At 66.6% G+C, this 15,770-nt stretch carries 17 protein-coding genes; 13 read left to right on the top strand and 4 right to left on the bottom strand.

What is annotated here, in order from left to right; all coding sequences use genetic code 11:
- Window positions 1–70 precede the first annotated feature (70 nt).
- The 6 genes from phnF to JNO50_RS14530 all read left to right on the top strand — a co-directional run bounded on the left by phnF (window position 71) and on the right by JNO50_RS14530 (window position 5,975).
- The gene (phnF, locus tag JNO50_RS14555; protein WP_189530422.1) at window positions 71–793 is read left to right on the top strand and encodes a phosphonate metabolism transcriptional regulator PhnF; all 723 of its coding nucleotides are present in this window, start codon (window positions 71–73) and stop codon (window positions 791–793) included.
- Complete coding sequence (locus tag JNO50_RS14550) at window positions 793–1,482, top strand: DUF1045 domain-containing protein (protein WP_189530425.1); 690 nt, start codon at window positions 793–795, stop codon at window positions 1,480–1,482. Before phnF ends, JNO50_RS14550 begins: the two co-directional genes overlap by 1 nt.
- Complete coding sequence (phnN, locus tag JNO50_RS14545; RefSeq protein WP_189530427.1) at window positions 1,475–2,020, top strand: phosphonate metabolism protein/1,5-bisphosphokinase (PRPP-forming) PhnN; 546 nt, start codon at window positions 1,475–1,477, stop codon at window positions 2,018–2,020. Before JNO50_RS14550 ends, phnN begins: the two co-directional genes overlap by 8 nt.
- A 122-nt stretch (window positions 2,021–2,142) precedes the next feature.
- Window positions 2,143–3,156 (top strand): putative 2-aminoethylphosphonate ABC transporter substrate-binding protein, encoded by a 1,014-nt coding sequence (locus tag JNO50_RS14540; RefSeq protein WP_229804418.1) that lies wholly within the window; start codon window positions 2,143–2,145, stop codon window positions 3,154–3,156.
- Between the two features lie 66 nt (window positions 3,157–3,222).
- Complete coding sequence (locus JNO50_RS14535; RefSeq protein ID WP_189530431.1) at window positions 3,223–4,314, top strand: putative 2-aminoethylphosphonate ABC transporter ATP-binding protein; 1,092 nt, start codon at window positions 3,223–3,225, stop codon at window positions 4,312–4,314.
- Window positions 4,308–5,975, top strand: coding sequence for a putative 2-aminoethylphosphonate ABC transporter permease subunit (locus JNO50_RS14530; RefSeq protein ID WP_189530433.1), 1,668 nt, complete (start codon window positions 4,308–4,310; stop codon window positions 5,973–5,975). Before JNO50_RS14535 ends, JNO50_RS14530 begins: the two co-directional genes overlap by 7 nt.
- Here the strand turns inward: JNO50_RS14530 and JNO50_RS14525 are convergent.
- Window positions 5,972–7,207, bottom strand: a complete 1,236-nt coding sequence (locus JNO50_RS14525; protein ID WP_189530435.1) for an alkaline phosphatase family protein — start codon at window positions 7,205–7,207, stop codon at window positions 5,972–5,974. The genes JNO50_RS14530 and JNO50_RS14525 overlap by 4 nt on opposite strands.
- Before the next feature lie 236 nt (window positions 7,208–7,443).
- Between JNO50_RS14525 and JNO50_RS14520 the strand changes: the two genes are divergently transcribed.
- Complete coding sequence (locus JNO50_RS14520) at window positions 7,444–8,439, top strand: 2-hydroxyacid dehydrogenase (protein ID WP_189530437.1); 996 nt, start codon at window positions 7,444–7,446, stop codon at window positions 8,437–8,439.
- A gap of 1 nt (window position 8,440) precedes the next feature.
- Here the strand turns inward: JNO50_RS14520 and yaaA are convergent, their stop codons facing one another.
- Window positions 8,441–9,211: a peroxide stress protein YaaA gene (gene yaaA / locus JNO50_RS14515; RefSeq protein WP_189530439.1), complete on the bottom strand. Its 771-nt coding sequence runs from the start codon at window positions 9,209–9,211 to the stop codon at window positions 8,441–8,443.
- Window positions 9,212–9,327: 116 nt separating this feature from the next.
- On the opposite strand from yaaA, the gene dtd reads away from it, so the two are divergent.
- Window positions 9,328–9,780 carry a D-aminoacyl-tRNA deacylase gene (dtd, locus tag JNO50_RS14510; protein ID WP_189530440.1) on the top strand — a complete coding sequence of 151 codons (453 nt, stop codon included), beginning with the start codon at window positions 9,328–9,330 and terminating at the stop codon, window positions 9,778–9,780.
- 17 nt (window positions 9,781–9,797) lie between these two features.
- Here dtd and JNO50_RS14505 read toward each other — a convergent pair whose 3' ends face one another.
- The gene (locus tag JNO50_RS14505) at window positions 9,798–11,549 is read right to left on the bottom strand and encodes a lytic transglycosylase (RefSeq protein WP_189530442.1); all 1,752 of its coding nucleotides are present in this window, start codon (window positions 11,547–11,549) and stop codon (window positions 9,798–9,800) included.
- 168 nt (window positions 11,550–11,717) lie between these two features.
- Window positions 11,718–12,470: a hydroxyacylglutathione hydrolase gene (gloB, locus tag JNO50_RS14500; RefSeq protein ID WP_189530444.1), complete on the bottom strand. Its 753-nt coding sequence runs from the start codon at window positions 12,468–12,470 to the stop codon at window positions 11,718–11,720.
- 186 nt (window positions 12,471–12,656) lie between these two features.
- Between gloB and JNO50_RS14495 the strand changes: the two genes are divergently transcribed.
- The 5 genes from JNO50_RS14495 to ispF are packed head-to-tail and all read left to right on the top strand — an operon-like array spanning window position 12,657 to window position 15,724.
- Window positions 12,657–13,391, top strand: coding sequence for a class I SAM-dependent methyltransferase (locus tag JNO50_RS14495; protein WP_189530446.1), 735 nt, complete (start codon window positions 12,657–12,659; stop codon window positions 13,389–13,391).
- Entirely contained in the window at window positions 13,388–13,837 is a 450-nt protein-coding gene (rnhA, locus tag JNO50_RS14490) for a ribonuclease HI (protein WP_189530448.1), read from the top strand. The genes JNO50_RS14495 and rnhA overlap by 4 nt, the downstream gene beginning before the upstream one ends.
- Window positions 13,834–14,559 carry a DNA polymerase III subunit epsilon gene (gene dnaQ / locus JNO50_RS14485; protein ID WP_189530450.1) on the top strand — a complete coding sequence of 242 codons (726 nt, stop codon included), beginning with the start codon at window positions 13,834–13,836 and terminating at the stop codon, window positions 14,557–14,559. The genes rnhA and dnaQ overlap by 4 nt, the downstream gene beginning before the upstream one ends.
- Window positions 14,556–15,245 (top strand): 2-C-methyl-D-erythritol 4-phosphate cytidylyltransferase, encoded by a 690-nt coding sequence (ispD, locus tag JNO50_RS14480; protein ID WP_189530452.1) that lies wholly within the window; start codon window positions 14,556–14,558, stop codon window positions 15,243–15,245. The genes dnaQ and ispD overlap by 4 nt, the downstream gene beginning before the upstream one ends.
- Window positions 15,242–15,724, top strand: a complete 483-nt coding sequence (gene ispF, locus JNO50_RS14475) for a 2-C-methyl-D-erythritol 2,4-cyclodiphosphate synthase (protein ID WP_215796388.1) — start codon at window positions 15,242–15,244, stop codon at window positions 15,722–15,724. The genes ispD and ispF overlap by 4 nt, the downstream gene beginning before the upstream one ends.
- Window positions 15,725–15,770 lie beyond the last annotated feature (46 nt).

The following is a 15,770-nucleotide window of genomic DNA, read 5'->3' as shown; positions in this document are numbered from 1 at the left end:
ATCATCCCCGGAAAAGGCAAACATCAGGTTTCGATGAATCTTTTGTGACGATTTGATGGCGGGAGAGACAATGATTGAACGGGGCAGCGGAGTGGCGGTATGGCGCCAGATCGAAACGGCGCTGGCGCAGGACATCGCGGCCGGGCGCCTGAAGCCGGCGGAACGCATTCCAACCGAGCTGGAGCTGGCCGACCGCTTCGGCGTGAACCGCCATACCATCCGCCGCGCGGTGGCGGCGCTGGTGGAGCGGGGCGCGCTGCGTGTCGAGCAGGGGCGCGGCACGTTCGTGCAGGAAAACGCCATCGATTACGCCATTACCAGACGGACACGGTTTTCCCGCAACATGGCGCGGCAGAACCTGTCGGCCCAGGTGGAAATGGTGGCCAGCGAGACTCGCCCGGGCAGCGGCGAGTTGTGCGGATTGCTCGGTCTTGCCGCGGGCGCGGACGTGCACTGCATCACCACGGTCAGCCGTGTCGAAGGACGTATCCTCGACGCCAGCTCGCTGTTCTTCCCGGCGGAACGGTTCCCGGGGCTGCGCGAGGTCTACGCGCGCGAACGCTCGGTGACCCGTACCCTGCGGCATTTCGGCGTGGACGATTACACGCGGAAGTTTTCGCGGATCACCGCGCGCCTGCCCGACAGCGAAACCCAGACCTTGCTGCATATCCCGAAGAACCGGCCGATCCTCCATGTCAAATCGCTCAATGTCGATCCGCAGGGCCGGCCCGTGCAGTACGGCCTGACGCGTTTTAACGGCGATCTTGTGCAACTGACCGTGGAGGACGAGTGATGCGTTACGCCATCTACTGGGCTCCCGCGTCCGGTTCGGCGCTGTGGCGCGCAGGCTCCCGCTGGCTCGGACGGGATGCCGCCGGCGGGTCCGCAACGCCGTGGCCGGATGTGCCGGGTCTCGCTCCCGGACGCTTCGCCGAATTGACCCGCGAGGCGGCGCGTTACGGGTTTCATGCCACGCTCAAGGCGCCGTTCGAATTGGCCGCAGGCCTTGGCGAACAGGACCTTCTTGGCGCGGTGCGGCGGCTCGCGGACCGGTGCGCCGCCTTTCATGTCGAGGCGGCGCCCGCCTGTCTGGCGGGGTTCCCCGCGCTGCGCCCGCTGGCGGTCGCCGACGAGGCGCGCCTCGCGGATCTGGCCGGCCTGGCGGTGCGTGAGCTGCATCCGCTCGCCGCGACTTTGTCCGCCGCGGATCTGAATCGCCGGCCCGGTTTGACCGCGCGCGAGCGGGAGCGGCTGGAAACCTGGGGTTACCCCTGGGTGTTCGACGATTACCGGTTTCACGTCACGCTCGCCGCCTTGCCGGCGTCGGACCGGGAGCGCGAAGCGGTGCTCGCCGCGGCGCGCGCGTGGTTCGGCGCGCCGCTCGGCCTCGATATCGATGCCCTGTCGGTGTTCCGGGAAACCCTGCGGGGGGCGCCTTTCGAGCGAATCGCGCGCTTCGCGCTGGGAGGAGGGCATGCGTGAGCGCGGTCGTGTGTGGTACCTGATCGGGCCATCGGGGGCCGGCAAGGACAGCGTGATGGCGCGCGCGCGCGAACAGCTTGCGCCCGGCGCGCCGGTGCTGTTCGCTCATCGCTATATCACCCGTCCCGCCCGGGCGGGGGGCGAGAATCATGTGGAACTGTCCGAAGCGGAGTTTTGCGCGCGCGAAGCTCGCGGACTGTTCGCCCTGACGTGGCGCAGCCATGGTCTGCGCTACGGCATCGGCCTGGAGGTCGAGGGTTGGCTGGCCGCCGGCTTCGATGTGGTGGTGAACGGTTCGCGCCATGCCCTCGACACCGCGCGATCGCGTTTTGCCGGCATGAGGCCGGTGGTGGTGACGGCCCCGGTGGCGATGCTGGCCGACCGGCTGGCCCGGCGCGGACGGGAAAGCGCGGAGGCCATCGCCTTGCGCTTGGCGGCGGCCCGCTGGGACAGCCCGGAGGACGCGCTGGAGATTGTCAACGACGGCGAGCTCGACGATGCGGGCAGGATCTTGTTGTCCGCCTTGATGCGGACATAAAAAACTTCATTGCTCCGTCATGGAGTTGTCATCTGTGCTTTTTAGAGTAGGCGACAGGCCGGTTTGTCCGGGTCGATGTGACGATAAATTTGTCTATACGTCTAAATCTTATGGAGAGTCAGATGCGCTACACCTCAATCCTTGCCGGCGCCGGATTCGCGCTGTCCGCCATGACGGCCGGAGCCGCCACCGTCCTGAACGTCTATACCGCCCTGGAACCCGATCAGGTCAAGGACTACAAGGAAGCGTTCGAAAAGGCGAACCCGGACATCGAGATCAACTGGGTGCGCGAATCGACCGGCGTGATCACCGCGCGCCTGCTGGCCGAAAAAAACAATCCGCAGGCCGACGCGATCTGGGGACTGGCCGCCACCAGCCTGCAGATCCTCGACCACGAGGGCATGCTCCAGGGCTATGCGCCCAAGACGCTCAAGGAGCTCGCGCCCACCTTTCGCGACAAGAGCACGCCGCCCAAATGGACCGGCATGGATGTCTGGGCCGCGACGGTCTGTTTCAACACCGTGGAAGCCGCCAGGAAAAACCTGCCCCGTCCGGAGAGCTGGGCCGATCTGACCAAACCGGTCTACAAGGGCCAGGTGGTGATGCCCAATCCGGCTTCCAGCGGCACCGGTTTCCTCGATGTGTCGGCCTGGCTGCAGAAGTTCGGTGATAAGCAGGGCTGGGCCTATATGGACAAGCTGCATGAAAACATCGCCCAGTATGTGCACTCCGGCTCCAAGCCGTGCAAGATGGCCGCCGCCGGCGAGTATCCGATCGGCATCTCGTTCGAATACCGCGGTGCTCAGCTCAAATCCAAGGGCGCGCCGATCGACCTGATTTTCCCGAAAGAGGGCCTTGGCTGGGATGTCGAGGGCACCGCGATCCTGAAGGGCACCAAAAAACTCGAGGCGGCGCGCCGTCTGGCGGACTTCTCGGCCAGTCGCGAAGCCATGGCCCTCTATGAAAAGAACTATGCCGTGCTGGCCATTCCCGGCATCGCCAAGCCCAACCCGCACCTGCCCGCCGATTACGAAAAGCGCCTGGTGCGCAATGACTTCGCCTGGGCCGCGAAAAACCGCGACGCCATCCTGAAAGAATGGGCGCGCCGCTACGACAGCAAATCCGAAAAGAAATAATCCTTTCCACCCCGCCGGCCCGTCGTTTTCCCGCGGGCCGGTGTGTATGTCCGAGCGGAGTCCGACGTGAAACCGACCGATCTTGATCCCGGGGTCGAGCCCCATCTGACGATTCAGGGGCTCAGCCGGCGCTACGGCGCGTTCGCCGCCCTGGACGGCGTGTCGCTGTCCGTGCGCAAAGGCGAGTTTCTGTGCCTGCTCGGGCCTTCGGGCTGCGGCAAGACAACCCTCCTGCGGCTGATCGCGGGCCTTGACCGGGAAGATGCCGGGCAGATTCGCCTCGCCGGCCGGGACATCACCCGGGTCGCGCCGGCCGGCCGCGATTACGGCATCGTGTTTCAGTCCTACGCGCTGTTTCCCAATCTGACCGTCGCCGACAACATCGCCTACGGGCTGACGCCGCGGCGCGACCGCGCGCGGCACCGCGAGCGGGTGCGGGAATTGCTGGACATGGTCGGACTGCCGGGGGCCGAGGCGAAATTCCCCGCGCAATTGTCCGGCGGCCAGCAGCAGCGCGTGGCGCTGGCCCGGGCGCTCGCCACGTCGCCGGGGTTGTTGCTGCTGGATGAACCCCTGTCGGCGCTGGACGCCAAGGTGCGCGACCATTTGCGCGACGAATTGAAGCGCCTGCAGCGGCGCCTCGGGGTGACGACGCTGATGGTGACGCACGACCAGGCCGAGGCGCTGGCGGTCGCGGACCGCGTGGTGGTGATGAACCGCGGCCGCATCGAGCAGATCGGCACGCCCGACGAGATCTACCGTCATCCGCAAAGCCGCTTCGTGGCGGAGTTCGTCGGCGAGGCGAACTGGCTGGAGGTGACCGCCGCCGACGGACGGAGCGTGACGGCCGGTTCGCAGCGCATCCGGCTGGATGGCGACATTCCCGGCGCGGCGCGCCTGCGGCTGTTTTTGCGGCCCGAGGATGTGCGGGTGCGCGAGCAATGGAAACCGGAGGCGAATCTGCTGTTGGCGCGTGTGGTCGACAGCGCGTTCGGCGGCGCGATGTCGCGCGTCGCCTTGCGTCCCGAAGGCATGCCCGGCGTGACGCTGACCGCGCTGCGCGCCGCCGGCGAGCGCTCCCTCGTTCCCGGAGAAATCGTTCCCGTTTACCTGCCGCCCGACAGGCTCAGGGTATTTGGCGAGGAGGCCTCATGCTGACGCGCCGTCTCGCCGCCGAGCCGTGGATCGCCCGTTCCATGGTCATGCTCTGGCTGGGGCTGTTGCTGCTGGGCCTCGGTTTGCCGCTGGCCAGTCTGTTCTCCCGGGCGCTGATGACGCGGGAAGGCGGTTTCGCCGGGCTGGGGCAGATCGCCGACGTGTTGTCCACGCCGGGCTTGACCGGCGCGCTCGGCAACAGCCTGCTGCTCGCGTTCACCGTTTCGCTATTGGTGGTGCCGCTCGCTTTCGGCTTCGCCTGGTCGCTGCTGCACGCCCGCGTTCCCGGTGCGCGCGTCATGCGCTATCTTGCGCTGTCGCCGCTGCTGGCGCCGTCATTGATGGCGGCCATTTCGCTGGTCTACCTGTTCGGCAATCAGGGGCCTTTCAAATCGCTGGTGGGCGGCGAGGGGGGCTTGTATGGCTACCCCGGCCTGATCGTCGGCGAGTTTTTCTATACCTTTCCGCATGCCTTGCTGATCCTGCTGACCGGGCTTGGCGCGTCGGACGGACGTCTGTACGATGCCGCGCGGGCGATGGGCGCGGGCGCCTGGCGCCAGTTCGCCACCATCACGCTGCCGGCGGCGCGCTATGCGCTGGTGTCGGCGTTTCTTGTGGTGTTCACGCTGGTGATCACCGACTATGGTGTGCCCAAGGTGGTGGGCGGCAATGTCAGTGTGCTGGCCATCGAGGTTTACAAGCAGGTGGTCGGGCAGCAGAACTTCGAGCGGGGCGCCGTGGTGGGGTTGATGCTGCTGTTGCCCGCCCTGCTCGCTTCACTGGCGGAGCGGGTCATGGCGTCGCGCCAGCGCGCCACGCTGACAGCGCGCTCCGAACCCTACCGGCCCGCCGCCGCGCCGCTGCGCGACGTTTTCGCCACGGGTTTCGTCATGCTGGTGGCCCTCCTGCTCGTGGCGCTGCTCGGGGTCGGCGTGGTGGCGTCGTTCATCCGCTACTGGCCCTATGACCTGACGTTGACCATCGCGCATTACGGTTTCGAGGATGTGGACGGCGGGTGGGCGGCCTTCGCCAATTCCCTGAAAATGGCCGGCGCGACGGCGCTGACCGGCGCCGTGCTGGTGTTTTTGGGCGCCTGCTGGTCGGAGCGCCTGAGTGTGGCGGAGCCGGCGAGACGGCTGCTGCGCCTGATGGCGATGCTGTCGATGGCCGTGCCCGGCCTGGTGCTGGGGATCGGTTACGTGTTCTTCTTCAACCATCCGGCCAATCCGCTGTCCTTCCTCTATGGCGGCATGGCGCTGATGGTGGTGTGCACGGTGGCGCATTTTTACACGACGGCGCATTTGACGGTCGTGACGGCGCTCCATCAGGTGGACCGCGAATTCGAGGCGGTGGCCGCCTCGCTGAAAGTGCCGTTCTGGGTGACGGTGCGGCGCGTGACCTTGCCGGTCTGCCTGCCGACGATCATCGATGTGGCGCGCTACTTCTTCGTGTCGGCGATGACGACGGTGTCGGCGCTGGTGTTCATCGTGTCGCCCAAGGTGCCGCTGGCGGCCGTGTCGATCATCGTGATGGACGATGCCGGCGATACCGCCGCGGCGGCGGCGATGGCGTCTCTGGTGGTCGCCACGTCCGCGCTGGTGACGGTGCTGTTCGCCGCCCTCGAATGGCTGCTCGGGCGGCGCCTGTCGCGCTGGCGCGCCTAGTCGACCGGCGTCAGCGCGGCGTCGAAGGTGGCGGCGTTGCCGTCGTTGGGTTCGGGATGGATGCCCACGAGCCGGGCCATCAGCGGATACAGATCGACGTTGCCGAAGGCCGGCAGCGTCACGCCCTTCCTGAAGGCGGGGCCGTGCGCGACGAACAGGGCGTTCATTTCCCGCGCGGCCGGATCGTAGCCGTGCATGCCGATGGTCCCCTTGCCGGCGAACTTGCCTTTCGCCGTGAAGTACCATCCGGGGTCGGCGATGCAGACGATGGCCGGCACGCGGGCGTGGCCGCCGTAATGCAGCGAGGCGGGCAGGGCGGACTTGGCCATGCAGCGGCCATGGTTCATCGGCGCGCTCAAGGCTTGCAGCACCCGCTCTTCCTTGCCGGGTTTCGGGTCCACGCCGGCCACCGCTCCGCTATTGATGACGTCCATATCATTGGGGTCGGCCCGCTTGTCCAGTTCGATCGCGTGATCCGGATCGACGGCGGCCATGCCGTGATCGGCGACGATCAGGAGATTGACGCGGTCTTTCAGTCCCGCCCGCTGAAGTCCGTCGAGCAGGCGGCCGACCGCCGCGTCGGCGTCCTCCAGGGCCTTGCCGACCTGCGGTGAATCCGGGCCGTGTTCGTGCCCGGCCGAATCGACCCCTTCGAAATAGAGTGTCGCGAAGTCCGGGCGCCGGCCCGGTTCGCGCGACAACCAGGACAGCACCGTGTCGACCCGCGTGGAGTAGGGCATCGCGGCGTCGTAGCGCAGCCATTCGTCGGGCAGCACACCGTGAATCGGGGTCTCGCTGCCCGGCCAGAACATGGTGGCGGCGACCTTGCCCTGGCGTTGCGCGCTCACCCACAGCGGCGTCGCGCCTTCCCACCAGAACGGGTCGGTCACCGCCGCGCGGTCGGACAGCTTGAACACCGCGCCCGGCCGCGCGGGATCGCGCATGGTGTTGTTGACGATGCCGTGATGATCCGGATAGCGCCCGGTCACCAGCGTGTAGTGATTGGGAAACGTCGAGGAAGGGAAGGACGGCCGCATGCCGGCGCTGCCGACGCCGTCGAGCGCCAGCCGCGCGATGTTCGGTGTCAGTCCGCGCGCCAGGTAGTCGGCCCGGAAGCCATCGATGGAGACCAGGAGCACGGGCGCGGGACGGCCCGCTTCCGTCGCGAAAGCGGAGACCGGAGCGCAAAGAGCGGCGGACACGGCGCTCAGGCAAAGGAGGATACGTTTCATGGTGGCGTTCTTCGAGCGAAAGAGGGACAGCCCCATAGTATCCGACGCCAGTGTGAATTCTCTATTTAAGCGGAGCGTGAAGCCTGCCTGCATGCGCGGTGACAATGAAACATGCCATGTTGGCCGGTTCGGCGCTAAGCTGGAGAGAGGCGCCGACTGCCCGCACCGGGGAAAAAAATCAGCGGCGCCCGCCGCCCGCCCGTATACTTGCCGTCCCTTTTCGCGGAGACATCACCATGCGCATCGCCGTATTCGATACCAAGCCGTATGACCGGCAGGCCCTGGAGGCGGCCAACGAGAAGGCTGGCCACGATCTGGTCTACTTCGAGCCGCGCCTCAATCGGGAAACCCTGGATCTGGCCCACGATATCGATGCGGTCTGCCCCTTCGTCAACGACCGGCTCGACGCGGCGGTCATCGAAGCGCTGGCGGCCAAGGGGGTGAAACTCATCACACTGCGCTGCGCCGGGTATAACGGGGTGGATCTCGCCGCCTGCGACCGCCACGGCATTGTCGTCACGCGGGTGCCGGCCTATTCGCCGCACGCGGTGGCCGAACATGCCTTCGCGCTGATCATGACGGTGGTGCGCCGGATCCACAAGGCCTATGTCCGGGTACGCGAGATGGACTTCTCGCTGGACGGGCTGGTCGGCTTCAACCTGTTCGGCAAGACCATGGGCGTGGTCGGCACCGGACGCATCGGGCAGGCCGCGATCCGCATCGCGCGCGGCTTCGGCATGAAGGTGCTGGCCTTCGACGTGTACCCCGATCCCGCCCTGGCTTCGGAACTCGGATTCGATTATGTGCCGATGGACGAGCTGCTGGCGCGGTGCGATGTGGTCAGCCTGCATTTGCCGCTGACCGCCACGACCCGTCATCTCATCAATGAACGCACCCTGTCCATCGTCAAGCCCGGCGCCGTGCTGATCAATACCAGCCGGGGGGCGCTGATCGACACCCAGGCGCTGATCAACGCCCTGAAGGACGGGCGCCTTGCCGGCGTGGGGCTGGATGTCTACGAGATGGAGGAGGGGGTGTTTTTCGAGAACCTGTCCGAGAACGGGCTGCAGGACGACCAGTTGGCGCGGCTTCTGACCTTCCCCAACGCGCTGGTGACCTCGCATCAGGGTTTCCTCACGCGCGAGGCGCTGGCCAACATCGCCGAAACGACGCTGGGCAACGCCTCGCTGTTCGAGCGCGGCGAGCCCTTGCCCAACCGCATCCACGCCTGAGTCAGCCGGCGCGTCGGAATACCCAGGTATCGCCATCGGAGGCCGCCGCGTCGTAGCGGTAGCCTTCGCTGTCGAAATCAAGCAGGGCATGCGGGTCGGCGACGCGGTGCTCGGCCGCCCAGCGCGCCATCAGGCCGCGCGCCCGCTTCGCATGAAAACTGATCACCTTGTACTGCCCGCCCTTGAGGTCCTGGAATACCGGGACGATGATCCTCGCCTTCAGCGACGCTTTTCTCACCGACTTGAAGTACTCCTCCGAGGCGAGGTTGACCAGCACCGGTTCGTCATCTTCGGCGAGCCGCTCGTTGAGAGTGTCCGTGATGATATCGCCCCAGAAGGCGTACAGCCCCTTGCCGCGCGGTGTGGCCAGCCGGGTGCCCATTTCCAGGCGGTAGGGCTGCATCAGGTCAAGCGGGCGCAGCACGCCGTAAAGACCGGACAGGATGGCCAGATGGTCCTGCAGCCAGGCAAGCGACGGGTCGCCGAGCGACGCGGCGTCCAGTCCTTCGTAGACATCGCCCATGAAGGCGAAGACGGCCTGGCGCGCGTTGTCCGGCGCGAAGTCCGGATGCCAGTCCTGATAGCGGCCGGCGTTGAGCACGGAAAGCTTGTCGCTGATCGACATCAACCGGCCGATGTCGGCCGGCGACAAGCGCTTGAGTTCATCGATCAACTGAGCGCTGTGCGCGAGGTGCCGCGGCAGGGTGAAGGCGTCGGTGGGCAGGGGGCGTTCGTAATCGAGTGTCTTGGCGGGTGAAATCACCATCAACATGGTTCGGGTTCCTTGGCATGCGTTTTTTTACGCGATTGTACCGCGTACGCTTTGCCGATGGCGCGCCGCGCCGGGTAACATGGCAATTTTTATGGCGAACCCGCCATGGGGGAACAATGCGAGTGCTGTTGCAACGGGTCGGCCGGGCCTCGGTCGAGGTGGACGGGGAGGTGACCGGCGCGATCGGCGCCGGTTTGCTGCTTCTGGTGGGCATCGAGGAGGGCGACGGCGAGGAGGATATCGCCTGGTTGACCCGCAAGATCAGCCAGTTGAGGGTATTCGGCGACGACAACGGCGTGATGAACCGCTCGGTGCTGGAGACCGGCGGCGAGGTGCTGGCGGTCAGCCAGTTCACCCTGTACGCCAGCCTGAAAAAGGGCAACCGCCCATCCTACAGCCGCGCGGCGCGTCCCGAAATTTCGCGTCCGCTGTTCGACCGGTTCGTCGACGCCATGTCGGCCGCGATTGGCAAACCGGTGCCGACCGGAGTATTCGGGGCGGACATGAGCGTGTCGCTCGTCAATGACGGTCCGGTGACTTTGTGGCTTGACAGCCGCGACCCGGAGTAAGGGCCGCGGCGGAGGGATCAGAACTGCACGATGACGCGCTGGCCAGGCTGCAGGCGCGCTGTCTTCATGCCGCTGTTCCAGCGGCGCAGGTCGGTGTGGTTGACGCCGAAGCGCTTGGCGATGCTGAACACCGTGTCGCCGCGGCGAACGGTGTATTCGGTGCGCGACGGTTTGATCGTGACCGTGGCCGGAGTGGCCGCGGCCGTGGTTTCGGCCTTGACCGGTGTGGCCTTGAACACATCGGGCGCGGGCTGTTCGCGTACCTTGAGGGTCTGACCCAGCCGTACCACGTCCTCGGACAGGCCGTTCAGGGTTTTCAGGTCGGCGACGCTCATGCCGTAGCGGCGGGAAATGTTGTAGAGGGTATCGCCGGCGGCCACGGTGTGCTCGCCGGGAGTGGCCGACGGCGCCGGCGTTTCGGTGGCGGGAGAGGCCGGGGCGGCCAGGTTCGCCTTCAGGAAGGCCGGGTCATGCGGCGGTTCGGCCGACGCGACGAGCACGCGCGCCGGATTCTCGACCTTCACGGCCCGGGCATAGTCGGGGGTCGTGTCGCGCGGCGCTTCGGTTCGCGGCGAGGCCTCGGCGATCAGGGTGCGTTCGGGCAGGGCGGTGTCGGTGGTGTCGATGGCCGGCGTGTCGGCCGCCGGACTGCGCATCGCGACAAGCACAGGGCGGCCCGCCGCCGCATCGCCGCTCAGACGGTTGACCGCCATCAGTTCGCTCCGGCTCATGCCGTTTTTCTGGGCGATCTCGCCGATCGACTCGCCGGCGGCGGGCGTGTAGACCTGCCAGGTCAGGAACGGCTTGTTCCATTTGCCGAGGTTCGCCTCGAAGGTTTCCATCCGGTTGGCCGGAATCAGCATCTGGCGGCCCGGTTTGTAGGCGTACACCGGCAGGTTGAAGGCGGGGTTGAGTTCCTTGAATTCGCCCGTCGACATGCCGGCAAGACGCGCGGCGATGGCGATATCCATGTGCTTGCCCGGCGAGACCGCCACGAAGGTCGGCTTGTTGGGCAGCTTGTCGAGGCGCAGACCGAATTTTTCCGGGTTGGCGAGCAGATTGCGCACGGCGATGAGTTTGGGCGCGTAGTTGCGCGTCTCGGCCGGCATGCGCAGGTTCTCGTAGGTGATCTCCTGGCCGGCGGCCTGGGCGCGGGCGATCGAGCGCGAGAGGTTGCCCTCCCCCCAGTTGTAGGCGGCGAGCGCGAGGTTCCAGTCGCCGAACTGGTTGTACAGGGTCTGCAGGTAGTCGAGCGCCGCGCGGGTGGCCTCCAGCACGTCGCGCCGTCCGTCGTACCACCAGGTTTGCTCGAGTCCGTACTGGCGTCCGGTCATCGGCATGAACTGCCACAGGCCGGCCGCGCCGACCCGCGAGGTCGCGGCCGGGACGAAGGAGCTCTCCACGATGGGCAGCAGCGCGATCTCGGTCGGCATGCCGCGCCGCTCGACTTCATTGATGATGTGGAACAGGTACTTGCGGCCGCGGTCGAGCGACCGCTTGAACACTTCGGGACGCGCGGCGTAGAGGCGTTCCTGGCGGCGCACGATGTCCGGCTGCACCTCCGGAAGCTGGAACCCTTCCCTGATGCGTTGCCAGACATTGTCGCCGTTGCGCAGCAGGCTGGAGTTCTGCAGCATCATGTCCAGACCGGCGGCCATGCCTTCGTCGACCCCCGTCTCGGTGCCGGATGCGGCGTGGGCGCTGAATCCCGGAGACGCGGCACAAAAAAACAATGACAACGACAAGGCCAGCGGTTTGGTTCGGATCATGACGGGCGCTCGTAGTTCTTGAATTCTCCCGGATCGTAGCTAGGCCTTAATTGAGTGTCAATAAAAAAACACAAATAATTCATAGTGCTTAGCGGCAGGACCCCCGGCACTGGTTTTGCGAGCTGATTAGCGTTGCATTATGTATCGAGTCATTCCGATGACATGGTCTCAGAAGCGGTTTTTCCAGTCGCGAAGCACGGCGAACACCGCGGCGTCCCCGGTCGGCGCGTAGCCCGCGACGCGTTGCGCGCTTTCCCGCACCGCGGGTTCGCCCGGGCGCAGGAACGGATTGGTGAGTTTCTCGCGAGCGAGGGAGGTGGGCAGTGTCGCCTCGCCACGCTCGCGCCGCGCGCTGTCATCCTCCAGCCGCTGGCGCAGCGCGGGGTTGCCAGGTTCGATGGCGAGGGCGAAAGCGAGGTTGGCGAGCGTATATTCGTGCGCCGGGTAGGCTAGGGTATCGTCCGGCAGCGCGACAAGGCGCGTCAGCGAGCGGTGCATCATTTCGGCGGTGCCTTCGAAGATCCGTCCGCAGCCCGCGCCGAACAACGTGTCGCCGCAAAACAGGTGACGGCCGGTCAGGTAGCCCAGGTGATCGAGGGTATGACCGGGTATCGCCAGAACCGAGAAACGCTCGCCAAGCAGGGCGAACGTACCGCCGTCGGACACCGGACGGGTGACCCCGGCAACGGATCCCGGCCCGAACACCGGCAGGCCCGGGCGCGTCGCGGCGAGGGCCGGGAGGCCGCCCGTGTGATCGGCGTGGTGATGGGTGATCAGGACGGCGTCCAGTTCGAGACCGTGCCGGTCCAGATGGCGCTCCAGGGGGGCGGCGTCGCCCGGATCGACGGCGACGGCCCGGCCGTCCTGCTCGAGCACCCAGATATAGTTGTCCTTGAAGGCGCGCACGGCGCTGATGTTCATGGCGGGTTCCTCATGTCGGTATCGCGGGGGCTGCCGCTATAGTGGCACAGAACCGGCAAAGGGGAAAAACCCCCGGCTCCCGCGCGGCCGGGCCCGGGCCTGCCGATCGCCGGCAGTTCGGATATAATGCCGGGCAAAGGCTCCGGCCAGAGGGAAAAACAGCATGTTTGTACGGGCCCTTCATCGATGAGAACGTTTTCCGAATGGCTGCACCAGTCCGAGCTTGGCGCCTATCTGCTCAAGCGCGAGTCGGCCTGGTACGACCGTGCCGTGGCCGACGTGTTCGGCTATCGCGCCGTGCAGGTCGGCCTGCCGGCACTGGATTTCCTGCGGGAAAACCGCATTCCCTGGCAGTGCCGCGCCGCCGACGAAGGTGGCGGCCATATTGTCTGCGATCCCACGCAACTGCCGTTCGACAGCGCGAGTCTCGATCTTTTGCTCCTGCCCCATGTGCTCGACTTCTCGTCCGATCCCCATGGCGTGCTGCGCGAGGCCGAGCGCGTTCTGGTTCCGGAAGGCCGGCTGATGCTGACCGGCTTCAACCCGATGTCGCTGTGGGGCGTTCGCCGCATGATCCAGGGGCGCGCCGATGCGCCCTGGAGTGGCAATTTCCTGACCCTCGCGCGCGTCAAGGACTGGTTCCGGCTGATGGAACTCGAACCCGAGGGCGGGGCTTTCATGGCCTACGCTCCGCCTTTCAGCCGCGCGGACTGGTTGCGCCAGTTCGATTTCATGGAAGCCGCCGGCGACCGCTGGTGGCCGCTGGCGGCCGGCGTTTACGCGATCGACGCGGTCAAGCGCCGGCGCGGCATGCGCCTGATCACTCCGCGCTGGCGAGCGGCCAGCGCGACCAAGAAACTTCTCGCGGCCGGAGGCAACGACCGCCATCCGGTATCGCGCAACAATGATGGACAGACATGACTGACGATATCGTCGAGATTTACAGCGACGGCGCCTGCAAGGGCAACCCCGGCCCGGGCGGATGGGGCGCGCTGCTGCGCTTTCGCGGCAAGGAAAAGACCCTGTTCGGCGGCGAGCGGGATACCACCAACAACCGCATGGAACTGATGGCCGCGATCGAGGGCCTCAACGCCTTGAACCGCCCCTGCCGCGTGGTGCTCTATACCGACTCCCAGTACGTGATGAACGGCATCCGCGAATGGATCCACAACTGGAAAAAGCGCGGGTGGAAAACCGCCGCCAAGGAGCCGGTCAAGAACGTCGACCTGTGGCAGCGCCTCGACGAGGCGCGTTCCCGCCACGATGTCGAATGGGTGTGGGTCAAGGGCCACGCCGGACACGAATTCAATGAACGGGCCGACGCGCTGGCCAACCGCGGCGTCGACTCCGTGATCGGAAAAGCATGAGACAGATCATCCTCGATACGGAAACCACCGGTCTGGAACCGTCCCAGGGACACCGCATCATCGAAATCGCGGGTCTGGAGATGGTCAACCGCAAGATGACCGGGCGTCATCTTCACGTTTACATCCACCCGGACCGCGACATCGATCCGGACGCCGAGCGGGTGCACGGCATTTCGCTGGATTTTCTGGCGGACAAGCCGCGCTTCGCCGCCGTCGCCTCCGACGTCGAGGCGTTCTTGCGCGACGCGGAACTGATCATCCACAACGCGCCGTTCGACGTGGGCTTTCTCAATGCCGAGTTCCAGCGGGTCGGCGTGCCGCCGGTGGCGCAATTGTGCGCCGGCGTCATCGACACGCTGGCCATGGCGCGCGACCAGTTTCCCGGCAAGCGCAACAATCTGGACGCCTTGTGCGACCGCTTCGACATCGACCGCAGCAACCGCACGCTGCACGGCGCGCTGATCGACTGCGAGCTGTTGGCGGAAGTCTATCTGTCGATGACCCGCGGCCAGGAAAGCCTGGCCATGGACATCGATCTGGACGATGGCACCAATCAGGACGGCGGGGCGCTGCACTTCGAACGCAAACCCTTGCGCGTGGTGCTGCCGAGCGCCGAGGAACTGGCCGCGCACGAAGCCAGCCTCGACGCCCTGGACAAGGCCGTCAAGGGGGTCTGCCTGTGGCGGCGGGGGACGGAGTCTCAGGCGGGGAGCGGGGCATGACGCAGCGTTTTGTCGCCCTGGTGCCGGCCGCCGGCTCGGGGTCGCGCTTTGGCGGTCCGAGCCCCAAGCAGTACCTGCAGCTGTCGGGACGGCCGCTGATGTGGCATACCCTGCGCACCCTCGCTTCGGTGCCGGCGATCGACCGGGTGGTCGTGGTGCTCAGCCCGTCGGACGAGTGGTTCGACGATTTCGAATGGGACATTCCCGGCCTTGAGGTGCTGCGTGTCGGCGGCGCCACCCGTGCCCAGACCGTGGCGTCGGGCCTCGCCAATCTGGGCCTCGGCGCCCGCGACTGGGTGCTGGTGCACGATGCGGCGCGCTGCTGTCTGTCCGTCGCGGCGGTCGAACGGCTGATCGCCGAAGTCGCCGACGACGAGGTCGGCGGGTTGCTGGCCGTGCCGGTGCCGGACACCGTCAAGCGCTCCGATGCCGGCGGACGCGTGAGCTCCACGCTGGCGAGGAGCGGGCTGTGGCTCGCCCAGACGCCGCAGATGTTCCGCGCCGGGCTGCTGACCGATTCGCTGTCGGGCCGGCTTGACGAGAGTGTGACCGACGAGGCGTCGGCGATCGAAAGAATGGGACTGCGTCCACGCCTGGTGGAAGGGGACGCCGCCAATTTCAAGGTGACCTGGCCGCGCGATCTGACGCTGGCGCGCGCCATACTGGACGCACGAAAAGGGGGATGACCATGTTCCGCATCGGACAGGGGTACGACGTGCACCGCTTGGTGGAGGGCCGTCCGCTGGTGCTCGGCGGGGTGAACATTCCGCACGACAAGGGGCTGCTCGGCCACTCGGACGCTGACGCGCTCCTGCACGCGATCACCGACGCGCTGCTCGGCGCCGCCGCGCTGGGCGACATCGGTCGGCATTTCCCGGATACGGACCCGGCCTTCGCCGGCGCCGACAGCCGCAGGCTTCTGCGCGAGGCGGCGCGCCGCGTGCGCGAGGCGGGCTGGCGTCCGGTCAACGTGGACGCCACCGTGATCGCGCAGCGGCCCAGGCTCGCCGGTCATATCGATGCCATGCGCGCGACGATCGCGAGCGACCTGGGGCTGGACTGCGGCGCGGTCAACGTGAAAGGCAAGACCAACGAAACCCTCGGCTATCTCGGGCGCGGCGAGGCGATCGAAGCCCAGGCGGTCTGTCTGATCGAACGGATTTGATATCGCGCAGGGTGCGCCGTTTCCCCGCTTGGGACTTGCGGCGCCC

Source organism: Paludibacterium paludis (assembly GCF_018802605.1).
GTDB classification, from domain to species: Bacteria; Pseudomonadota; Gammaproteobacteria; order Burkholderiales; family Chromobacteriaceae; genus Paludibacterium; species Paludibacterium paludis.
This window is presented reverse-complemented; position numbering and strand designations above follow the sequence as displayed.